At 60.9% G+C, this 16901-nt stretch carries 11 protein-coding genes; 5 read left to right on the top strand and 6 right to left on the bottom strand.

The features are described from left to right. Nucleotides 1-56 precede the first annotated feature (56 nt). A complete protein-coding gene (locus KGB27_RS22285; RefSeq protein WP_223556390.1) occupies nucleotides 57-2582 on the top strand; it encodes a PepSY domain-containing protein in 2526 nt (841 codons plus the stop codon). Nucleotides 2583-2662: 80 nt separating this feature from the next. Here the strand turns inward: KGB27_RS22285 and KGB27_RS22280 are convergent, their stop codons facing one another. Next, a complete protein-coding gene (locus KGB27_RS22280) occupies nucleotides 2663-4204 on the bottom strand; it encodes an alkaline phosphatase D family protein (protein ID WP_223556389.1) in 1542 nt (513 codons plus the stop codon). Between the two features lie 400 nt (nucleotides 4205-4604). Here KGB27_RS22280 and KGB27_RS22275 point away from each other — a divergent pair, with 400 nt between their 5' ends. Beyond that, nucleotides 4605-5924, top strand: coding sequence for an S-type pyocin domain-containing protein (locus KGB27_RS22275; protein WP_223556388.1), 1320 nt, complete (start codon nucleotides 4605-4607; stop codon nucleotides 5922-5924). Nucleotides 5925-5931: 7 nt separating this feature from the next. Further along, a complete protein-coding gene (locus KGB27_RS22270) occupies nucleotides 5932-6207 on the top strand; it encodes a bacteriocin immunity protein (protein ID WP_223556387.1) in 276 nt (91 codons plus the stop codon). A 230-nt stretch (nucleotides 6208-6437) separates the two neighbouring features. Here the strand turns inward: KGB27_RS22270 and KGB27_RS22265 are convergent, their stop codons facing one another. The 3 genes from KGB27_RS22265 to ptsP are packed head-to-tail and all read right to left on the bottom strand — an operon-like array spanning nucleotide 6438 to nucleotide 11991. Continuing rightward, on the bottom strand, nucleotides 6438-8177 hold the full coding sequence (locus KGB27_RS22265) for a PTS fructose-like transporter subunit IIB (RefSeq protein WP_223556386.1): 1740 nt from the start codon (nucleotides 8175-8177) through the stop codon (nucleotides 6438-6440). 11 nt (nucleotides 8178-8188) lie between these two features. After that, a complete protein-coding gene (pfkB, locus tag KGB27_RS22260; protein ID WP_223556384.1) occupies nucleotides 8189-9130 on the bottom strand; it encodes a 1-phosphofructokinase in 942 nt (313 codons plus the stop codon). Further along, entirely contained in the window at nucleotides 9130-11991 is a 2862-nt protein-coding gene (gene ptsP, locus KGB27_RS22255; protein WP_223556381.1) for a phosphoenolpyruvate--protein phosphotransferase, read from the bottom strand. The genes pfkB and ptsP overlap by 1 nt, the downstream gene beginning before the upstream one ends. A 282-nt stretch (nucleotides 11992-12273) precedes the next feature. On the opposite strand from ptsP, the gene cra reads away from it, so the two are divergent. Together cra and KGB27_RS22245 are read left to right on the top strand one after the other, a co-directional pair. Then, a complete protein-coding gene (gene cra / locus KGB27_RS22250; RefSeq protein ID WP_223556379.1) occupies nucleotides 12274-13269 on the top strand; it encodes a catabolite repressor/activator in 996 nt (331 codons plus the stop codon). Nucleotides 13270-13272: 3 nt separating this feature from the next. Then, nucleotides 13273-14049, top strand: a complete 777-nt coding sequence (locus KGB27_RS22245) for a TatD family hydrolase (protein ID WP_223556375.1) — start codon at nucleotides 13273-13275, stop codon at nucleotides 14047-14049. Here the strand turns inward: KGB27_RS22245 and KGB27_RS22240 are convergent, their stop codons facing one another. Together KGB27_RS22240 and KGB27_RS22235 are read right to left on the bottom strand one after the other, a co-directional pair. After that, nucleotides 14050-14439: a hypothetical protein gene (locus KGB27_RS22240; RefSeq protein ID WP_192227700.1), complete on the bottom strand. Its 390-nt coding sequence runs from the start codon at nucleotides 14437-14439 to the stop codon at nucleotides 14050-14052. It lies immediately after the preceding gene. A gap of 236 nt (nucleotides 14440-14675) precedes the next feature. Beyond that, on the bottom strand, nucleotides 14676-16706 hold the full coding sequence (locus tag KGB27_RS22235; RefSeq protein WP_223556372.1) for a methyl-accepting chemotaxis protein: 2031 nt from the start codon (nucleotides 16704-16706) through the stop codon (nucleotides 14676-14678). Between the last annotated feature and the right edge of the window lie 195 nt (nucleotides 16707-16901).

The following is a 16901-nucleotide window of genomic DNA, read 5'->3' as shown; positions in this document are numbered from 1 at the left end:
AGCCCACGGCATAATGCGCGCCGTGATGACAATTTCGAACGAACAAGGCGAGTGACGTGTTGAAGAAAACCCTGTTCCAGTTGCACTGGTTTTTCGGTATCAGTGCCGGGCTGGTCCTGGCCCTCATGGGCATCACCGGGGCGATAGTGTCGTTTGAGGATGAAATCCTGCGCGCACTCAACCCGTCGGTGTTGCAGGTCGAGAAACAGGTCGCCGGCGTGCTGCCGCCCGCTGAGCTGGTGGAAAAAATCGAGGGTGCATCGGGCAAGAAAGTCTCGATGCTCTGGGTCGACACCGACAGCGGTAACGCCGCACGGGTGAACTTCACCCCGCCACCGGGTGAGCGTCGCGGGGAGATGCGCTACTTCGACCCGTACACCGCCGAGTTCATGGGCGACGCCACCGGCCAGGGTTTCTTCGACCTGATGCTGAAACTGCACCGCTTCCTCGCCATGGGCGATACCGGTCGGCAGATCACCGGCGCGTGCACGCTGATTCTGCTGTTCTTCTGCCTGTCCGGCCTGTACCTGCGCTGGCCGCGTCAATGGAAAAACTGGCGCGCCTGGCTGACCCTCGACTGGAAGAAAACAGGCCGCAGCTTCAACTGGGATTTGCACTCGGTGGCCGGCACCTGGTGCCTGGTGTTTTATCTGTTGGCAGCGCTGACCGGGTTGTCCTGGTCCTATGAGTGGTACAACAAGGGCCTGACCCGATTGCTGTCCGATGCGCCGCAGAATGAACGCGTTCGCAATCGTGGCCCGGCACCGGAAGGCCCGGCACCGACGGCCGATTACGCATCGATGTGGAGCAGCATTTACAGCGCTGCCGGCCCGGCATTGAGCGCATACAACATTCGTATGCCGCCCGTGGCCGGGCAACCCGCGACGGTGTTCTACCTGTTGACCATCTCGCCTCACGACCGCGCGCTGAACCAGATCTCCCTCGATCCGGCCACCGGCGTCGTCAAACGCCACGACCGCTACAGCGATAAAAGCTTCAAGGCGCAACTGCTGACGAGCATCTACGCGCTGCACGTCGGCAGTTACTTCGGGATTGTCGGGCGGATCGTCCTGACGCTCAGCGCACTGACCATGCCGCTGTTTTTCGTCACGGGCTGGTTGCTGTACCTCGATCGTCGACGCAAGAAAAAGCAGATCAAGGACGCCCGCAAAGGCCTCGAACAACCGGACAGCGATGCTCCGGCGTGGCTGATCGGTTTCGCCAGCCAAAGCGGGTTTGCCGAACAACTGGCGTGGCAGACCGCCGGCCAACTGCAGGCAGCAGGCCTGCCGGTAAAGGTTCAGCCACTGGCCAGCGTCAGCGAGCATGACCTGCGGAACTCCGGCAATGCGCTGTTCGTCGTCAGCACCTTCGGCGACGGCGAAGCGCCGGACAGCGCCCGTGGTTTCGAACGCAAAGTGCTGGGCCGGGCATTGAGCCTGGAGAGCCTGAATTATGCGGTGCTTGGATTGGGTGACCGGCAGTATCAACACTTCTGCGGTTTCGCCCGACGCTTGCATGCCTGGCTCGGCGAGCACGGCGGCAAGCATTTGTTCGCGCCGGTGGAAGTCGACTGCGGCGACCCTTACGCCTTGCGTCACTGGCAGCAGCAACTTGGTCTGCTGACCGGACAAGCGCCCGTGGACTCCTGGCAAGCGCCGAGCTACGACAACTGGACGCTGAGCCGCCGCGACGTGATGAACCCGGACAGCAGCGGCTCGCCGGTGTATCTGCTGGGCCTCAGCGCGCCGACCACCAGCAGTTGGCTGGCCGGTGATCTGGTGGAAGTGTTGCCGCGTAACTGCCCATGGGCAATCGAGCATTTCCTCGATGGCCTCGGGATCGACGGTCGCGCCTCGGTGATACTCGATGGCCTGTCGCAAGCGCTGGAACAAGCACTCGCGACTCGACAATTGCCCGAGAACCGTACGCACCTTGTCGGCTTGCACGCGCAAGCACTGGTGGATGCTTTGGTGCCGCTGGCCATGCGCGAATACTCCATCGCCTCGATTGCCGCCGACGGTGTGCTGGAACTGATCGTGCGCCAGGAACTGCACCCCGACGGCAGCCTGGGTATCGGCTCCGGATGGCTGACCGAACACGCGCCGGTGGGCAGCACCATCAGCCTGCGGGTGCGCCGCAACAGCGGTTTCCATCTGCCGGTCGAACCGCTGCCGATGATCCTGCTGGGCAACGGCACCGGCCTGGCCGGGCTGCGCAGTTTGCTCAAGGCGCGGATCGCCGATGGGCAGCAACGTCATTGGCTGTTGTTTGGCGAACGCAATCGCGAGCACGACTACCTGTGCCGCGACGAACTTGAAGACTGGTTGATTTCAGGGGATATCGAGCGTCTGGACCTGGCGTTTTCGCGGGATCAGGCCGAGAAGATCTACGTGCAGGATCGCCTGCGTGAATCCGCCGGTTTGCTCAAGCAATGGCTGGATGACGGTGCCGTCATTTACATCTGCGGCAGCTTGCAGGGAATGGCTTCAGGGGTGGATCAAGTGCTCAACGAAGTGCTCGGGGTTGAAGCAGTCGAACGCTTGATCGAGCAAGGCCGCTACCGCCGCGACGTCTACTGACCCCCTCCCCCCTGTAGGAGCCGGCTTGCTGGCGATGGCGATATCAAAACCGCCATCGCCAGCAAGCTGGCTCCTACAGGTCATTGTGGCTGCAACTTCTGCTCAAACACACTGACCCCATCCAGATCCCGCAACACCACACTCATCTCCCCCGTCGCCCCCTCAATATTCACCTCGCCAAAAAACTGAAACCCGGCAAACGGCGACATGTTCTGCGCCGGCGGTGCTTTCTCGAACACCACTTCAGGCCCAAAGGTTTTATCCAGCGGATTAGGCCCGAAGCTCCCCGCGTTCAACGGTCCGGCAACAAACTCCCAGAACGGTTCAAAGTCCTGGAACGCGGCACGATCCGGATGGTAGTGATGCGCCGCGCAGTAATGCACATCCGCCGTCAGGAACACGAAATTGCGCACCTGTTGCGCCCGCAGAAAACCAAGCAGTTCGGCGATTTCCAGCTCACGCCCCTGGGCCGCGCCCGGATCACCGTTGGCCACCGCTTCCCAGCGCGCCACGCCGGGGCTGACTTCGCCGTCAGGCACACCGAGGCCGATCGGCATGTCGGCGGCAATGACTTTCCACTGGGCGCTGGAGGCTTTCAATTCACGCTTGAGCCAGTCCAATTGTTCACGCCCGAGAAAGGGTTTGGCTGCACCGAGGTTGTCATCATTGGCCTCGCGATAACTGCGCATGTCGAGCACAAAAACATCCAGCATCGGCCCATAACCGATCTTGCGATAGATGCGCCCGCCGTTATCCGCGCTCTGCAAACGCATGGGTGCATATTCCAGCCACGCCTGACGTGCGCGGCCTACCAGGCTGTGGATATCCTTGCTCTGGTAACGCTCGTCCAGTTGCTTGCCCGGTGACCAGTTGTTAACCACTTCGTGGTCGTCCCACTGCCAGATCTGCGGCACTTCGGCGTTGAAGCGACGGACGTTTTCGTCCATCAGGTTGTAGCGGTAATTGCCGCGATACTCGTCGAGGGTTTCGGCGACTTTGCTCTTGGCGTCGCTGGTGATGTTGCGCCACACGCGGCCACTTTCAGTCACAAGTTGTGCCGGCACCGGGCCGTCGGCGTAGATGGTGTCGCCGCTGTGGATAAAGAAGTCCGGCAGGCGCAAACGCATGGCTTCGTAGATGCGCATGCCACCGATGTCCGGGTTGATGCCGAAGCCCTGGCCAACGGTATCGCCGCTCCAGACGAAACGGATGTCGCGCCGGGTTTGCGGCACGCTGCGCAAGTGGCCAAACCAGGGTTCGCTGGTGACACCGCTCTGGGCGTCTTCGAAATGCACGCGATAGAAAATCGCCTGGTCGGCGGGCAGACCGGTGAGCTCGACCCGCGCGGTGAAATCGCTGCGGGCATCAGCCAGCGGCGAAACAAAACGCCGAGGGTTGGCGAACAGGCTACGCGTGTCCCATTCCACCACCATCCGCGCCGCACGATCGCTGCGGCTCCAGACCATCGCCCGGTCGCCCAGCACGTCGCCGGACTGCACGCCATCGGTGAGTTGCGGCCGATCCTTGACCGAGGCAATCACCGCCGGCGCAAGACCGGGAAGCAGAATCCCGGCGCCGACCGCTTGCATGACACGACGGCGACCGAGGTTGAATTCGCTCATGGTGTTCTCCCTGAAAAAGGAAAACTAAAGCATGGCCGTGTGACCCGGGCGTGACACAAAACCTGCCAACGTCGCAGATCCCCTGTGGGGGCGGGCTTGCCCTCGACTACGGGTTAACCATCACCATTTTCATTGAATCTTAAACCGTCATCGCGAGCAGGCTCGCTCCCACAATGACCGCGTCCGTCCGGGCAACTCGGTCACCTGTGGGAGCGAGCCTGCTCGCGATGAACGATAACGCGGTCTTACCGACTCGCCCCTCATCTGCAACACCATGAAATAGGAAATTTCAGCACCGCTTTTAGGAAACGTCCTAACGCCTACGCCTGAGCGTCCCGGATAGGGTTGAGGCAAACCCGGCTACACGCCGGGATTGTCCAAGGACGAAAAAGAAGCGCTGATGAAAAAGCTCGGTTTCCCGGAATCCCCGGACTATCTGCCCGCCCCAAGACAACTCCCCACGCGGGAGGAAGTGCAAGCCTTCCAGGATGTTGGCGCAGCGGTATCCGCCAAGAACGAACGGCATGAACTGGACGCCAATGCCCGTTGGGAGGTCCGTCGAAAAACACGACAAAACGCTCTCGACACAACGTCCGATTCGCACTTCAAAGGTTGCGTGTTCGCCAAAAGCTGCAACCTCCCGGACGGTGTCATCAATCACAACAACCACGCCGGTTATGTCCCCGTCGAGAAACTGGCTGACTACGGGTTGTGGGCTGTACTGGGCACCGGCGCGGCGATTACCGTCGAAGGCACACCGCTGAAATGGGTGGCCGGCTCGTCGACGGGCAACGCCTTGGCCCAACGTCTCGGTGGTTCGCTCGCCCTATCGCTGACGGGTTCGGTGGTGGCGACCGGGGCAGCCGTCGGGACAGTGGCGCTGCTAATGCCCAACACCCGCCTTTCGCTCGACAGCGCTTTCTACAAAAACGAACAGTACGCGGCACTGGAGGCGGGACGCACCCGTGTACGCGTCAACGTAAAGGTCTTGCCGGACAACGCCATCAGCGCTTACGGCTTCTACACCGGCGGAAAAAAAGACTGGGAGTTTGTCCCCGTCATCAAGGCCCGAAAGGACGGCGAGCAGTTCATCGCAGACCTCGGCAACGGCATTGGCCTGACCTGGACGCCAGCCGCGAATCCCGACGACGCACCGAGTATCCCGGCGCTGGAAGGCGCCCCACAGTTGCCCACCGTATGGGTGTACCCGCCCACGGAACAGGCCGACAAAATACTGCTGAACCCGCAGCATCCGCCCGAATATCAGGATGCGATTATCTGGTTTCCGGCGGATGCCGGGCTTGAGCCAATCTACCTTGTGCTCAACGCTCGGTATGAGCCGGGTGGTGTTACGGGGGTGGGTGAAGATGTTGCGGGTATTTGGCTGGCGGGGGCAAATTCCGGCGTGGGGGCGCCGATCCCCACAGAAATTGCTGATGCATTAAGAGGCCGTAACTTCAAAAGTTTCGATAAATTCAGATCAGCATTTTGGGAGTCGATTTCAAAGTCGATGGTTGCTGATCAGTTCATCAAACAGAATGTGAGTCGGATGAAAGCAGGCCGGGCTCCACGGGTTAGAAAGGCCGATAGAGTTGGCGGTAGGCTGTCTTATGAACTGCACCATCTCGATTCTGTGTCGAAAGGTGGAGAGGTGTATGACGTCGACAACTTGCGAGTTAACACTCCAAGAAACCACATTGACATTCACCGGAACGAATAGGCGAGCCATGACAGACACACTTCTGAAAGATAGTTTTTCGCAGTACACAGAAGCAGAATTCATCGGGCTGCTAAAAGAATTGGCCAAGGAAGATGCAGAAGCCGAAACAGACGATCGTGCTGATCTGCTACTGCTGCATTTCGAGAAAATAAGTGAGCACCCTGACGGCTCGGACTTAATCTACTTCCCAGAAGAGGGGGCGGACAATTCCCCGGAGGGCATTACTCGGACGATAAAAGAGTGGCGAGCAGCTCAAGGCCTGCCCGGATTCAAGGAGAAATGAGGCATGGCCATCCTGACTCCGAAAACAATCCAGCCCCACTGTGGGAGCGAGAGCGGTTTAGCACTCAGGAACTATGTTGGCTGGGAAACTGCTATCGCGAGCAAGCTTGCTCCTACAGGTCCGTGTCGTTCATCCATTTTCTGATCGACTCACATCTGTAGGAGCCGGCTTGCCGGCGATGACAATTTCAATACCGCCATCGCCAGCAAGCTGGCTCCTACAAGGGTGGATTATGCGTTGACGGGTTCTATTGCCAACTCGACAACCTCAGGTCGCTTGACCACCGCATACACCACCGCCGTCAGCAAACTCCCCGCGACAATCGCCAGCAAATACAACAAGGCATGGTTGATCGCATTCGGGATCGCCAACACGAACAATCCACCGTGCGGCGCCATCAGTTTGCAGCCGAAATACATCGACAGCGCACCGGTCAGTGCGCCACCGGCAATGCTTGCCGGAATCACCCGCAGCGGGTCCTTGGCGGCAAACGGAATCGCGCCTTCGGAGATGAAACACAGCCCCAGCACCAACGCCGCTTTACCCGCCTCGCGTTCAGTCTGGGCGAACTTGCGCCGGGCAATGAACGTGGCAATACCCAGACCAATCGGCGGCACCATTCCGGCGGCCATGGTCGCGGCCATCGGCGCGTAACTCTGGGACGCCAATAGCCCCACCGAGAAGGCATAAGCGGCTTTGTTGATCGGCCCGCCCAAGTCGACGCACATCATCCCGCCCAACAACACGCCGAGCAGAATCGCGTTGGTGGTGCCCATGCTGTCGAGGAAATGCGTGAGCCCGGTGAGCATCCCGGCCACCGGTTTGCCGACCACGTAGATCATCACCAACCCGGTGAACAGACTCGCCAGCAACGGGATGATCAGGATCGGTTTCAACGCTTCAAGGCTTTGCGGCAATCGCGCGTAACGGTTGATCGCCTGCGCCGCGTAACCGGCGATGAAACCGGCAATGATCCCGCCGATGAAACCGGCACCCAACGTGCTCGCCAGCAAGCCGCCAATCATCCCCGGCGCCAGGCCCGGACGGTCGGCAATCGAGTAGGCGATGTAGCCCGCCAGCAGCGGCACCATCAGCTTGAACGCGGTCTCGCCGCCGATCTGCATCAGCGCGGCGGCGAGTGTGCCTTCTTCCTTGAACGCGGTGATGCCGAACACGAACGACAAGGCGATCATCAGACCGCCCGCCACCACCATTGGCAGCATGAACGACACGCCGGTCAGCAGGTGTTTGTAGATGCCGGTCTTCTCTTGTTTGGCCGGGCCTTTCGCACCGGACGCAGCACTTTCCTGCTTGCCTTCGGCCAGTGCTTTGTTCAGCGTCGCTTCGGCTTGCTTCAAGGCGATGCCCGTACCGCAACGGTAGATTTTCTTGCCGGCAAAACGCTCGGTCGCGACTTCGATATCGCAGGCCAGCAGCACCACGTCCGCGTCGGCAATCGCTGCCGCGCTCAACGGATTGCGCGCACCGACCGAGCCCTGGGTTTCGATTTGCAGGTCATAGCCCAATCGCTTGGCCGCCTGCTGCAAGGCTTCAGCGGCCATGAAAGTATGAGCAACGCCGGTCGGGCACGCGGTGATCGCGACCAGGCGCGGGGCGCTTTTGGTAACGGCTGTAGGTTCGACGATGGTTTCGGCTGCGGCGTAAACTTCAGCTTCTTCGGCACCGCGTCGCAGCACCGCTTCGACATCTTGCAGGGCGTGTGCCGGGGTGCTTTGGAACACACGCTTGCCGACGAATCGCGACATATCCACCGGCGCGCTGGTGACCAGCAACACCCACTCGGCGGCCTCGATCGTGGCCGCCGACAACTGGCGTTCCGGGTGCGCCACATCCACCACTTCGACACTGGTGCTCCAGCCCTGACGCTGCGCCGCGGCATCGAGCAATCGGGCGCACAGCACGCTGGTGACCATGCCGTTGGGGCAAGCCGTAACGATGGCTAACTTCATGACAAACCCTCTTATTGTTCTGTCAGGGGGCGCACGCGCACACCCTGTTCGAGCCGCGCCAACTGCGCCGCATCGCCGATACCGAAACCGATCTGCGTGACCGCCATCGCCGCAATCGCTGTGGCGGTGCGCAGGGTCTGTTCCGGCGTATCGGGCTTAAGCAAACCGTGAAGCATGCCGGCCAGCAACGAATCCCCTGCGCCCACGGTGCTGGCGACGCTGACCTTGGGCGGCGTGGCGTGCAGCGCCGAACCGACACTGAACCAGTTCACACCGTCGGCACCGTGGGAAATCACCACGTGCTCGATGCCTTGGGCATGCAAACGGCTCGCGGCTTCGGCTTGAGCCGCAACCGAAACCACCTCGCAGCCGAGCACTTCGGCCAGCTCTTCGGTGTTCGGTTTGATCAGCCACGGACCGGCCTTGAGCGCCGCCCGCAACGCTTCGCCACTGGTATCGAGCGCGACGTTCAAGCCGAGGCTTTTCAAGCGCTGTACCAACGCCTGCAACCATTCAGGACTGACGCCTTGCGGCAGGCTGCCGGCCACGACCACCGCGTCATGCCCCGGGGCAATCTGATCCAGTCGATCGAGCAACGCCTGCTGCGCCGCTTCACTGACCATTGGCCCCGGGCCGTTGATGTCGGTGATGCGCCCGTCGCTTTCCGCCAGTTTGAGGTTGCTGCGGGTCTCACCGGGAACGCGGATAAACGCGTCGACAAAACCGCGTTTGGCGAACAGCGTTTCGAACGCCTGAAGGTTGTCCTCGCCGAGAAAGCCGCTGACGGTGAGCGAATGCCCGAGGTCTGCCAGCACCTGCGCCACGTTCACGCCTTTACCGGCGGCGTGGGTGTGCATCTCGTCGCTGCGATTGACCTGGCCGGGCTCAAGGCGCGGCAACTGCACCGTCAGGTCCAGCGCCGGGTTGAGTGTCAGGGTCAGGATCTTGGCCATTACAGGGCCTCCACTAATGCGCGCACTTCATTGGCGCTGCCCACGGCCAGCGCCTGCTGGGCAAGGGTTTGAGTCTGGGTCAGGCTGAGTTCGCGGATGCGCGCCTTGACCTCGGCAATGCTGCGGCCCGACACGCTCAACTCGTCTACACCGAGGCCGACCAGCACCGGCACCGCCAGCGGATCGGCAGCCAGTTCGCCGCACACACCGACCCATTTGCCATGGGCATGGGCCGCGCGCACGGTGATGTCGATCAGTTGCAGCACCGCCGGGTGCAAGCCGTCAGCCTGGGCCGACAAGGTCGGATGACCACGGTCGATGGCCAAGGTGTATTGCGTGAGATCGTTGGTGCCGACGCTGAAAAAATCGACCTCTTTGGCCAGCACCGGCGCCAGCAGTGCGGCCGATGGCACCTCGATCATGATCCCCAGTTGCAGGTCCGCCACCGGGATTTCCAGGCGCAAGCGCTCGGTCATGTCCCGCGCCTGACGCCATTCATCCACGCTGCCGACCATCGGGAACATGATGCGCAGCGGGCGGTTGTCAGCGGCTCGCAACAGAGCGCGCAATTGCGCTTCCATGATGTGCGGACGCTGCAAGGTCAGGCGAATGCCACGCACGCCGAGGAACGGGTTTTCTTCTTTCGCAATCGGCCAATACGGCAGCGGCTTGTCGCCACCAACGTCGAGGGTGCGCACCACCAGTGGCCGACCGGCGAGGCCATCGAGCACGCGGCGGTATTCGACTTCCTGAGTCGCTTCGTCCGGCGCCTGCGAGTGGGCCATGAAAATCAGTTCGGTGCGCAGCAGGCCAATGCCTTCGGCACCCTGCTCCACCGCGCTGGTGACGCCCGCGCTTTCGCCGATGTTGGCAAACACTTCGACCGCATGGCCGTCGGTGGTCAGCGCCGGTTGATGACGTTGTTCTGCCGCGGCTTTCAAGCGTTGCTCGCGGGTGTCGCGCTCTTCGGTGGCGCGCTGCAAGGTCGCCGCATCGGCGTCCACGTGCAGGCGACCGCGCTGGCCATCGAGCAGCAACGGCGTGCCCGGCGCCAGCAGCAACACTGCCGCACCTGCGCCGACCAAGGCTGGAATACCCAGCGCACGGGCGACGATGGCGCTGTGCGCGGTGGCGCCGCCACGGGCGGTGAGAATGCCGGCGACACGGGTCGGATCGAGACGTGCCACGTCGGAAGGACCGACTTCGTCCATCACCAGAATGTACGGTTGATCAGGTTCGCTCGGGGTTTCGACGCCGCTCAGTTGCGCCAACACGCGACGGCCGATATCGCGCAAGTCCGCCGCACGTTCGGCAAGCAATGCATCCTGCAACGACTCCTGTTGTTTCGCCGCCGCTTCGATCACCGCCATCCACGCCGCTTCGGCGCTTTCGCCCTGCTTGAGGCGAGTCTCGACTTCATCGGTCAGTTCCGGGTCGTCGAGCATTTCCTGATGGGTGATGAAGATTTCGCGGATGGCTTTGGATTTGCTGCGCTCGATCAAGCCTTCGATGTCGCGACGCACGTGCGCCAGCGCTTGTTTGAGACGCTCGCGCTCAATGGCGGCGGACTCACCGCGCAGCGGGTATTCGATGGTTTGCAGCACTTGAATATGCGCCGGGCCGATGGCGATGCCCGGTGCGGCGGGGATAGCCTGAACCAGGCTGCCGGACGCCGGGGCGAGCAGCACTTCGGCCACCTCGGTGATCACTTCGCGCTGCGGGCTCACGGCAGGCAAAGGCTCGACTTCTTCACCCAGCCCCTCTTCGATTGCCGCCAACAACGCAGGCAAGGCATCGGCGGCGATGCTCGGCTCGGCGATGAATTCCAGCACCTGACCGCGACGGGCGCCGAGGCTGAGCAGTTTGCTCAAGCTTTTCACCGACACCGCGCTGTCTTGGCCATCGACGATGCGCACACGAATTTCGCCTTCAAAACTCTTCGCCAGTTGCGCGAGGATCTTCGCCGGGCGCGCATGCAAACCGTGGGCATTGGCCAGCGCAATACGTGCGCTCGGCCAGTCCGCCGGCAGTTCACCGCCGAGCACTTCGAGGACTTTTCGGCTACTGGTGGCGCGTCCCAGTTCATGGCCACGGCCTTCAATCAGCAACGCACAAAGGCGTTCGAGCAACGCCTGGTGCGCCTCGCCCAAGCTGGCCAGACAGAACAGACCGCTGAGCGGCTGGCCGAGGTAGCGCATCGGTTTGTCCGGCGTGACAAACGCCAGGCCCGGACGCTTCACCGTTTGCTCGCTGTGTAACCACCACAAACCGTCGCCCAGCGGCAACGCGTCGACTTGCTGCAAAACCGCAGAAAAACCATTGCTCACACAATCCGCCTGACGCAACAAACGGGCACCGCGCCAGACCAGTTCTTCGAAGTCATCGGCCGACACCCCGAGGCCGATCATCTGCGCATCCAGCGCCAGTTCCTGCGGCGCGCCTTGCAGCAGTTTCAGCAACGCTTCGGCAGAACTGGCGCGACGCAGGGCCTGGCCCAGATCGGTTTCGCCAAGGGCGCGGGTCAGCAATTGCAACAGGCGCAAATGTTCATCGGATTTGGCCGCAATGCCGATCGCCAGGTAGACGATCTGACCATCGCCCCAATCCACGCCTTCGGGAAACTGCATCAGCCGCACGCCAGTGGAAAACACCTGATCGCGGGTTTGCGGCGTACCGTGGGGGATGGCAATACCTTGACCGAGAAAGGTCGAGCCCTGGGCTTCGCGCGCCTGCAAACCGGCGAGATAACCTTCGGCGACCAGGCCGTCGTTGACCAGATGCTGCGCCAACAAATGCAGTGCTGCGGACTTGTCCACGGCCGACTGGCCCATGGAAATCTGCTCTAGAGTGAGCTCGAGCATGCTTTCTCCTTTTTGGCACCTTGAGGTGCCAGGTATTGTTTTGAATGAGTCAGCTTAGGCGCTTAATCATCACTTTTGGCGGTTTCGCGGCAGAACCGGCCAAATGCACCTGATGCGTAGAAAATACGCTTGCTGAAACGTTTAATCTAGAATGATTGGCACGTTACTCGATAATGTCCCATCCTTGAAGTCCAACTTGTCGGATATGTTGCGACAATAGTCCCCTGCCTGAATCGGGTAGGATTGGCGAAAGTATCGGCCGAAAAACAAGGAAATCCCGAGTTGAAACTCAGTGATATCGCCCAACTGGCCGGTGTGTCCGTGACCACCGCCAGTTATGTCATCAACGGCAAGGCGGAACAGCAACGCATCAGCAGTGCCACCGTCGAGCGCGTGCGCGCGGTTGTTGAAGAACATGGCTTTACGCCCAATCCGCAAGCGGCCGGGCTGCGCAGTCGGCACACCCGCACGCTGGGTTTCATTCTGCCGGACCTGGAAAACCCCAGTTACGCACGTATCGCCAAGCTGCTGGAGCAAGGTGCCCGGGCCCGCGGTTATCAGTTGCTGATCGCCAGTTCCGACGATGCGCCGGACAGCGAACGGCAACTGCTGCAATTGTTCCGCGCCCGGCGCTGCGACGCGTTGATCGTCGCCAGTTGCCTGCCGTCCGGCGACGACAGTTACCGCCAGTTGCAAGCCAAAGGCATCCCAATCATCGCCATCGACCGGGTCATGGAGCCCGAGCATTTCTGCTCGGTGATCAGTGATGATCGTGAAGCCAGCCTGCAACTGACGCGCAGCCTGCTCGATCCGTTGCCCAAGCAGATCGCCCTGATCGGCGCGCGCCCCGAACTGAGCATCAGTCAGGAACGGGCCGCCGGTTTCAAGGAAGCGCTGGCCGGGTTCAAAGGCGAGATCCTCATCGAACACGGCGAATCGTTCAGTCGTGAGTACGGCAAGCAACTGATGGAAGAAATACTTCAGCGCCTGGGGCATTTGCCGGACGCGCTGGTGACCACTTCCTACGTGCTGCTCCAGGGTGTGTTCGACGCCTTGCACGACTTCCCGTTGAAAAACCGCCCGCTGCGCCTCGGCACATTCGGCGACACGCAGTTGCTGGATTTTCTGCCGCTGCCGGTCAACGCCATGGCCCAGCAACACCAGTTGATCGCCGACAAAGCGCTGGAACTGGCTCTCGCCGCCATCGAGCAGTCGGATTACCAGCCCGGTGTGCAAGCCATTGCGCGGACCTTCAAGCAGCGTATTCGCCAGGACTGAACCGTGGAGCTGATCGACAGCCACACTCATCTGGATTTTCCGGACTTCGACGAGGATCGTCAGGCGCTGCTCGCCGAGAGCCGCGCCCTTGGCGTGCGGCGGATGGTAGTGTTGGGGGTTTATCAGGCCAATTGGCAGCGGGTCTGGGATCTGGTGCAAAGCGATCCCGATCTGTACGCGGCGTTCGGTTTGCACCCGGTGTATCTGGACGAGCATCGGCCTGAGGACCTACGCGAACTCGCCGAGTGGCTGACCCGCCTGGCCGGTCACCGACAGCTGTGCGCGGTGGGCGAGATTGGCCTGGATTACTTCATCGAAACCCTCGACCGCGAACGCCAGCAGACGTTGTTCGACGCGCAACTGCAACTGGCGGCGGACTTCAATCTGCCAGCGCTGATTCACGTGCGACGCAGTCATGCAGCGGTGATTGCCACGCTCAAGCGCTTCAAGTTGAAACGCGCGGGGATTATTCACGCCTTCGCCGGCAGCAAGGAAGAAGCCCGCGAGTACATCAGGCTCGGCTTCAAACTGGGCCTGGGCGGCGCGGCGACCTGGCCGCAGGCGTTGCGCATGCACCGTGTGCTCGCCGAGTTGCCGTTGGAGTCTGTGATGCTGGAAACCGACTCACCGGACATGGCCCCCGCCATGTTTCCCGGTCAACGCAACAGCCCGGCGCATTTGCCGGCGATCTGCTCGGCGCTGGCCGCGATCATGGCGATCAGCCCTGAACGGCTGGCGGCTGTCAGCACAGCCAATGCGTGTGAGTTGTTCAACTGGTAATCAGTCGGCGTGAGCCTTGGCAGCTTCCAGAATCAGCGTCATGTGTTGCCGGTGCCGGGCGAACCGGATAACCGCGAAGTAGACCAGAATCGCGATCAACGAAAAATTCAGCTGCTCGACCACGCTGAGCATCCCCACCCATTCCATCACTAATGCCACCAGCAACGCGGTGCATACCATCACCAGCGTGCTCGCCCGCAGCATCGCGAGTGAGTCGAGGGACTTGATGCGCCTGATCTGTTTCGGGTCGCTCAGCTGCAAGGCTTTGTGACAGTGGGAACAGGCGAAGGCTTCATGGATGGCAATGGCGTTGAGTTGCCAGGGTTCGAGCAGGAGTGTGCATCCGCAATGAGCACAATGGCCCTGGATTCCAGTTGTAGCGAAGGACATAACCGAGCCTCCTCAGAGTAGGTCAGGGTTGTGGATCATCCCTCATTGAAGACCAAAAACCAGACTCTGGAGGGAAATCGGATACCGCCTACTTGTGGAAGAAACAAGTACTACAGACAACGCACAAAACTGTAGGAGCAAGCTTGCTCGCGATAGCGGTCTGGTAAACACCCTGTAGGGTGAATGTACCTACGCCATCGCGAGCAGGCTCACTCCTACAGGGGTTATGCGGTTCTTCAAACCCGGAACGCGCTGATCAACTGCTTGAGCTCCACCACCTGCGCCGACAACGCCCGGCTGGCGTCCTCGGTCTGGTGCGCACCTTCGGCGGTACGTTCGCCAGCCCGGTTGATCTCGACGATGTTCTGGTCAATGTCGTGGGCCACGGCGGTCTGCTGCTCTACGGCGGCGGCAATCTGCTGGTTCTGATCGACGATCATGCCGACAGCGCCAAGGATGTTTTCCAGCGCCTGCTGGACCTTTTCGGACTGCCCTACCGTGCCGTTGGCCATTTGATGACTGGTGCCCATGGCCTTCACCGCGGCGCCGACACCGCTGTGCAGTTTGGCGATCATCTGTTCGATTTCTTCGGTCGATTGCTGGGTGCGTTTGGCCAGGGTCCGGACCTCGTCCGCCACCACCGCAAAACCACGCCCCTGCTCGCCTGCCCTCGCTGCTTCGATAGCGGCGTTGAGCGCCAGCAGGTTGGTCTGTTCGGCGATGCTTTTGATCACTTCCAGCACACGGCTGATGGACTGGCTGTCGCTGGCCAGTTGATTGATCACCAGCACCGACTGATCGATCTCGCTGGCCAGCGCAGCGATGCTGCCCTGCTGAGACTCCACCAACCCGCGACCGCTGATGGTTTCGTCGTTGACGCTGTGGGCGCTGCTGACCGCGGCGGCAGCGCTGCGGGCCACCTCCAGTGAGGTGGCCGACATTTGGTTCATCGCCGTGGCGACTTGCTCGATCTGCGTGCGTTGCCCCGCGACAGCCTGGTTGCTCTGGGCGGACACGTTCTCGACCTGACCGGCCTGACGCTCGACTTCCCCGACCGTTTGACCGACACGCTCGATCAAGTCATGGATTTTCTTCACCGTGCCGTTGAACACCTCGCCCAACTCGCCCAGCTCATCACGGCTATTGGCGTTGAAAGTCACGGTCATGTCGCCGGCCGCGACCTTGTCCATCATCGCGCCAAGGCGCTTGAGGGTAGTGCGGGTCGAGGCGTAGAAGCCGCCGTAGAGGTAAAAAATCAGCACAAACACCACCGACAGCGCCACGGCCTGCAAGACCATGTGCGTGCGGTTCTGGCTCAGTCGTTGTTGCAATTGGGTGTCGAGGAATTTCAGGGTGGCTTCGTTGAGTTGGTAAGTCTGGTCCATCAGGCCGCTGACCTGATCGTAGAAGGCCAGCCACGGCGCATCGAGGGTGTCGGCCATCACCACCTGCTCTTCAAACAGTTCACTGGCTTTTTTCAGCGACGCCTTGCTGCTCTCGGCCTGCGCCGCCAGGGTTTCACGTGCCGCCTTGCTCGACCCCAGCGCATCCTGCAACTTCAGACCGTACTCGGCTTGCAGCTTTTCAATCTGCACCAGCAATTCATCGAAGCGGGTGCTCGAAGACGAATTGAGAAACCCTTGCCCCAGCGAGTAGGAACCCATGGCGCGACCATCGCCCAACGTCTGGGTGACGGGCGGCGTGACATTGGTGATGAGTTCGGTGAGCTGACGCATGTCGCTCTGATTGTCACGGCTCAAACCCGCCTGGCTGGCGATGATCTGGCTGAAAATCTGTGCATTGCCGAGCAACTTGCCGATCAGCGCACTTTTACTTTGCAGGGAGTTTTCCGCTTGCTGGGCCTTGAACGCGGTGATCATTTCGTCGCGTTTGCCATCGAAAACGGTGACCAGTTCCGGATCGGTGGTCATCACTGTCAGCCCTTGCAGGCGGGCCAGAACGTTTTGTTCCAGGGATGTGATCTGGGATTCGAGATTACCGGCCTTGCCGGACTGGCCAAGGATGACGTTGATCTGCACCAGGTTGTTCAGGGTTTCCAGGTCGCGTCGAAGCGACAGGCTGCTGCCCAGCAGGTCGAGGCTCTGCAGTTCCACCCGGGTGCCCTGGAATTCGCGATAGGAATCACGCACCAGATAAAAGTTGGTCACCAGCATGGGCACCAGGAACAGAACGCTGATCAGGCTGAACTTCATGCCGAAGCTCAGGCGATTCATTAGCGCGACGGCGGGATAGAGCAAGCTCTTCACTGGAAGTCTCCCTTGGGTTTCTTATTTTTATTGGCAGGCACAGACAAGCAGCAGATAGCCACTATTGAGTGCTATCTCTGTATAGCTTAAATCGACGGGAGGTTTTGTAACTTAAGGTTAACGGCAACCTCGGATCCTGTAGGAGCGAAGCTTGCTCGCGAAAGCGGTGGGTCAGGCGTATTCAATGTGAATGAC

Origin of the sequence: Pseudomonas sp. BF-R-01 (assembly GCF_019946615.1) — a bacterium.
Classification (GTDB): Bacteria; Pseudomonadota; Gammaproteobacteria; order Pseudomonadales; family Pseudomonadaceae; genus Aquipseudomonas; species Aquipseudomonas migulae.
Note: the sequence above shows the minus strand (reverse complement) of the source record. Positions and strands in the feature narration are given on the sequence as shown.

Coding starts and splice junctions, on each gene's coding strand:
- KGB27_RS22275 (WP_223556388.1), top strand. CDS start 4,605: ATGAAAAAGCTCGGTTTCCCGGAATCCCCGGACTATCTGCCCGCCCCA.
- KGB27_RS22240 (WP_192227700.1), bottom strand. CDS start 14,439: ATGTCCTTCGCTACAACTGGAATCCAGGGCCATTGTGCTCATTGCGGA.
- pfkB (WP_223556384.1), bottom strand. CDS start 9,130: ATGGCCAAGATCCTGACCCTGACACTCAACCCGGCGCTGGACCTGACG.
- ptsP (WP_223556381.1), bottom strand. CDS start 11,991: ATGCTCGAGCTCACTCTAGAGCAGATTTCCATGGGCCAGTCGGCCGTG.
- KGB27_RS22270 (WP_223556387.1), top strand. CDS start 5,932: ATGACAGACACACTTCTGAAAGATAGTTTTTCGCAGTACACAGAAGCA.
- KGB27_RS22280 (WP_223556389.1), bottom strand. CDS start 4,204: ATGAGCGAATTCAACCTCGGTCGCCGTCGTGTCATGCAAGCGGTCGGC.
- KGB27_RS22265 (WP_223556386.1), bottom strand. CDS start 8,177: ATGAAGTTAGCCATCGTTACGGCTTGCCCCAACGGCATGGTCACCAGC.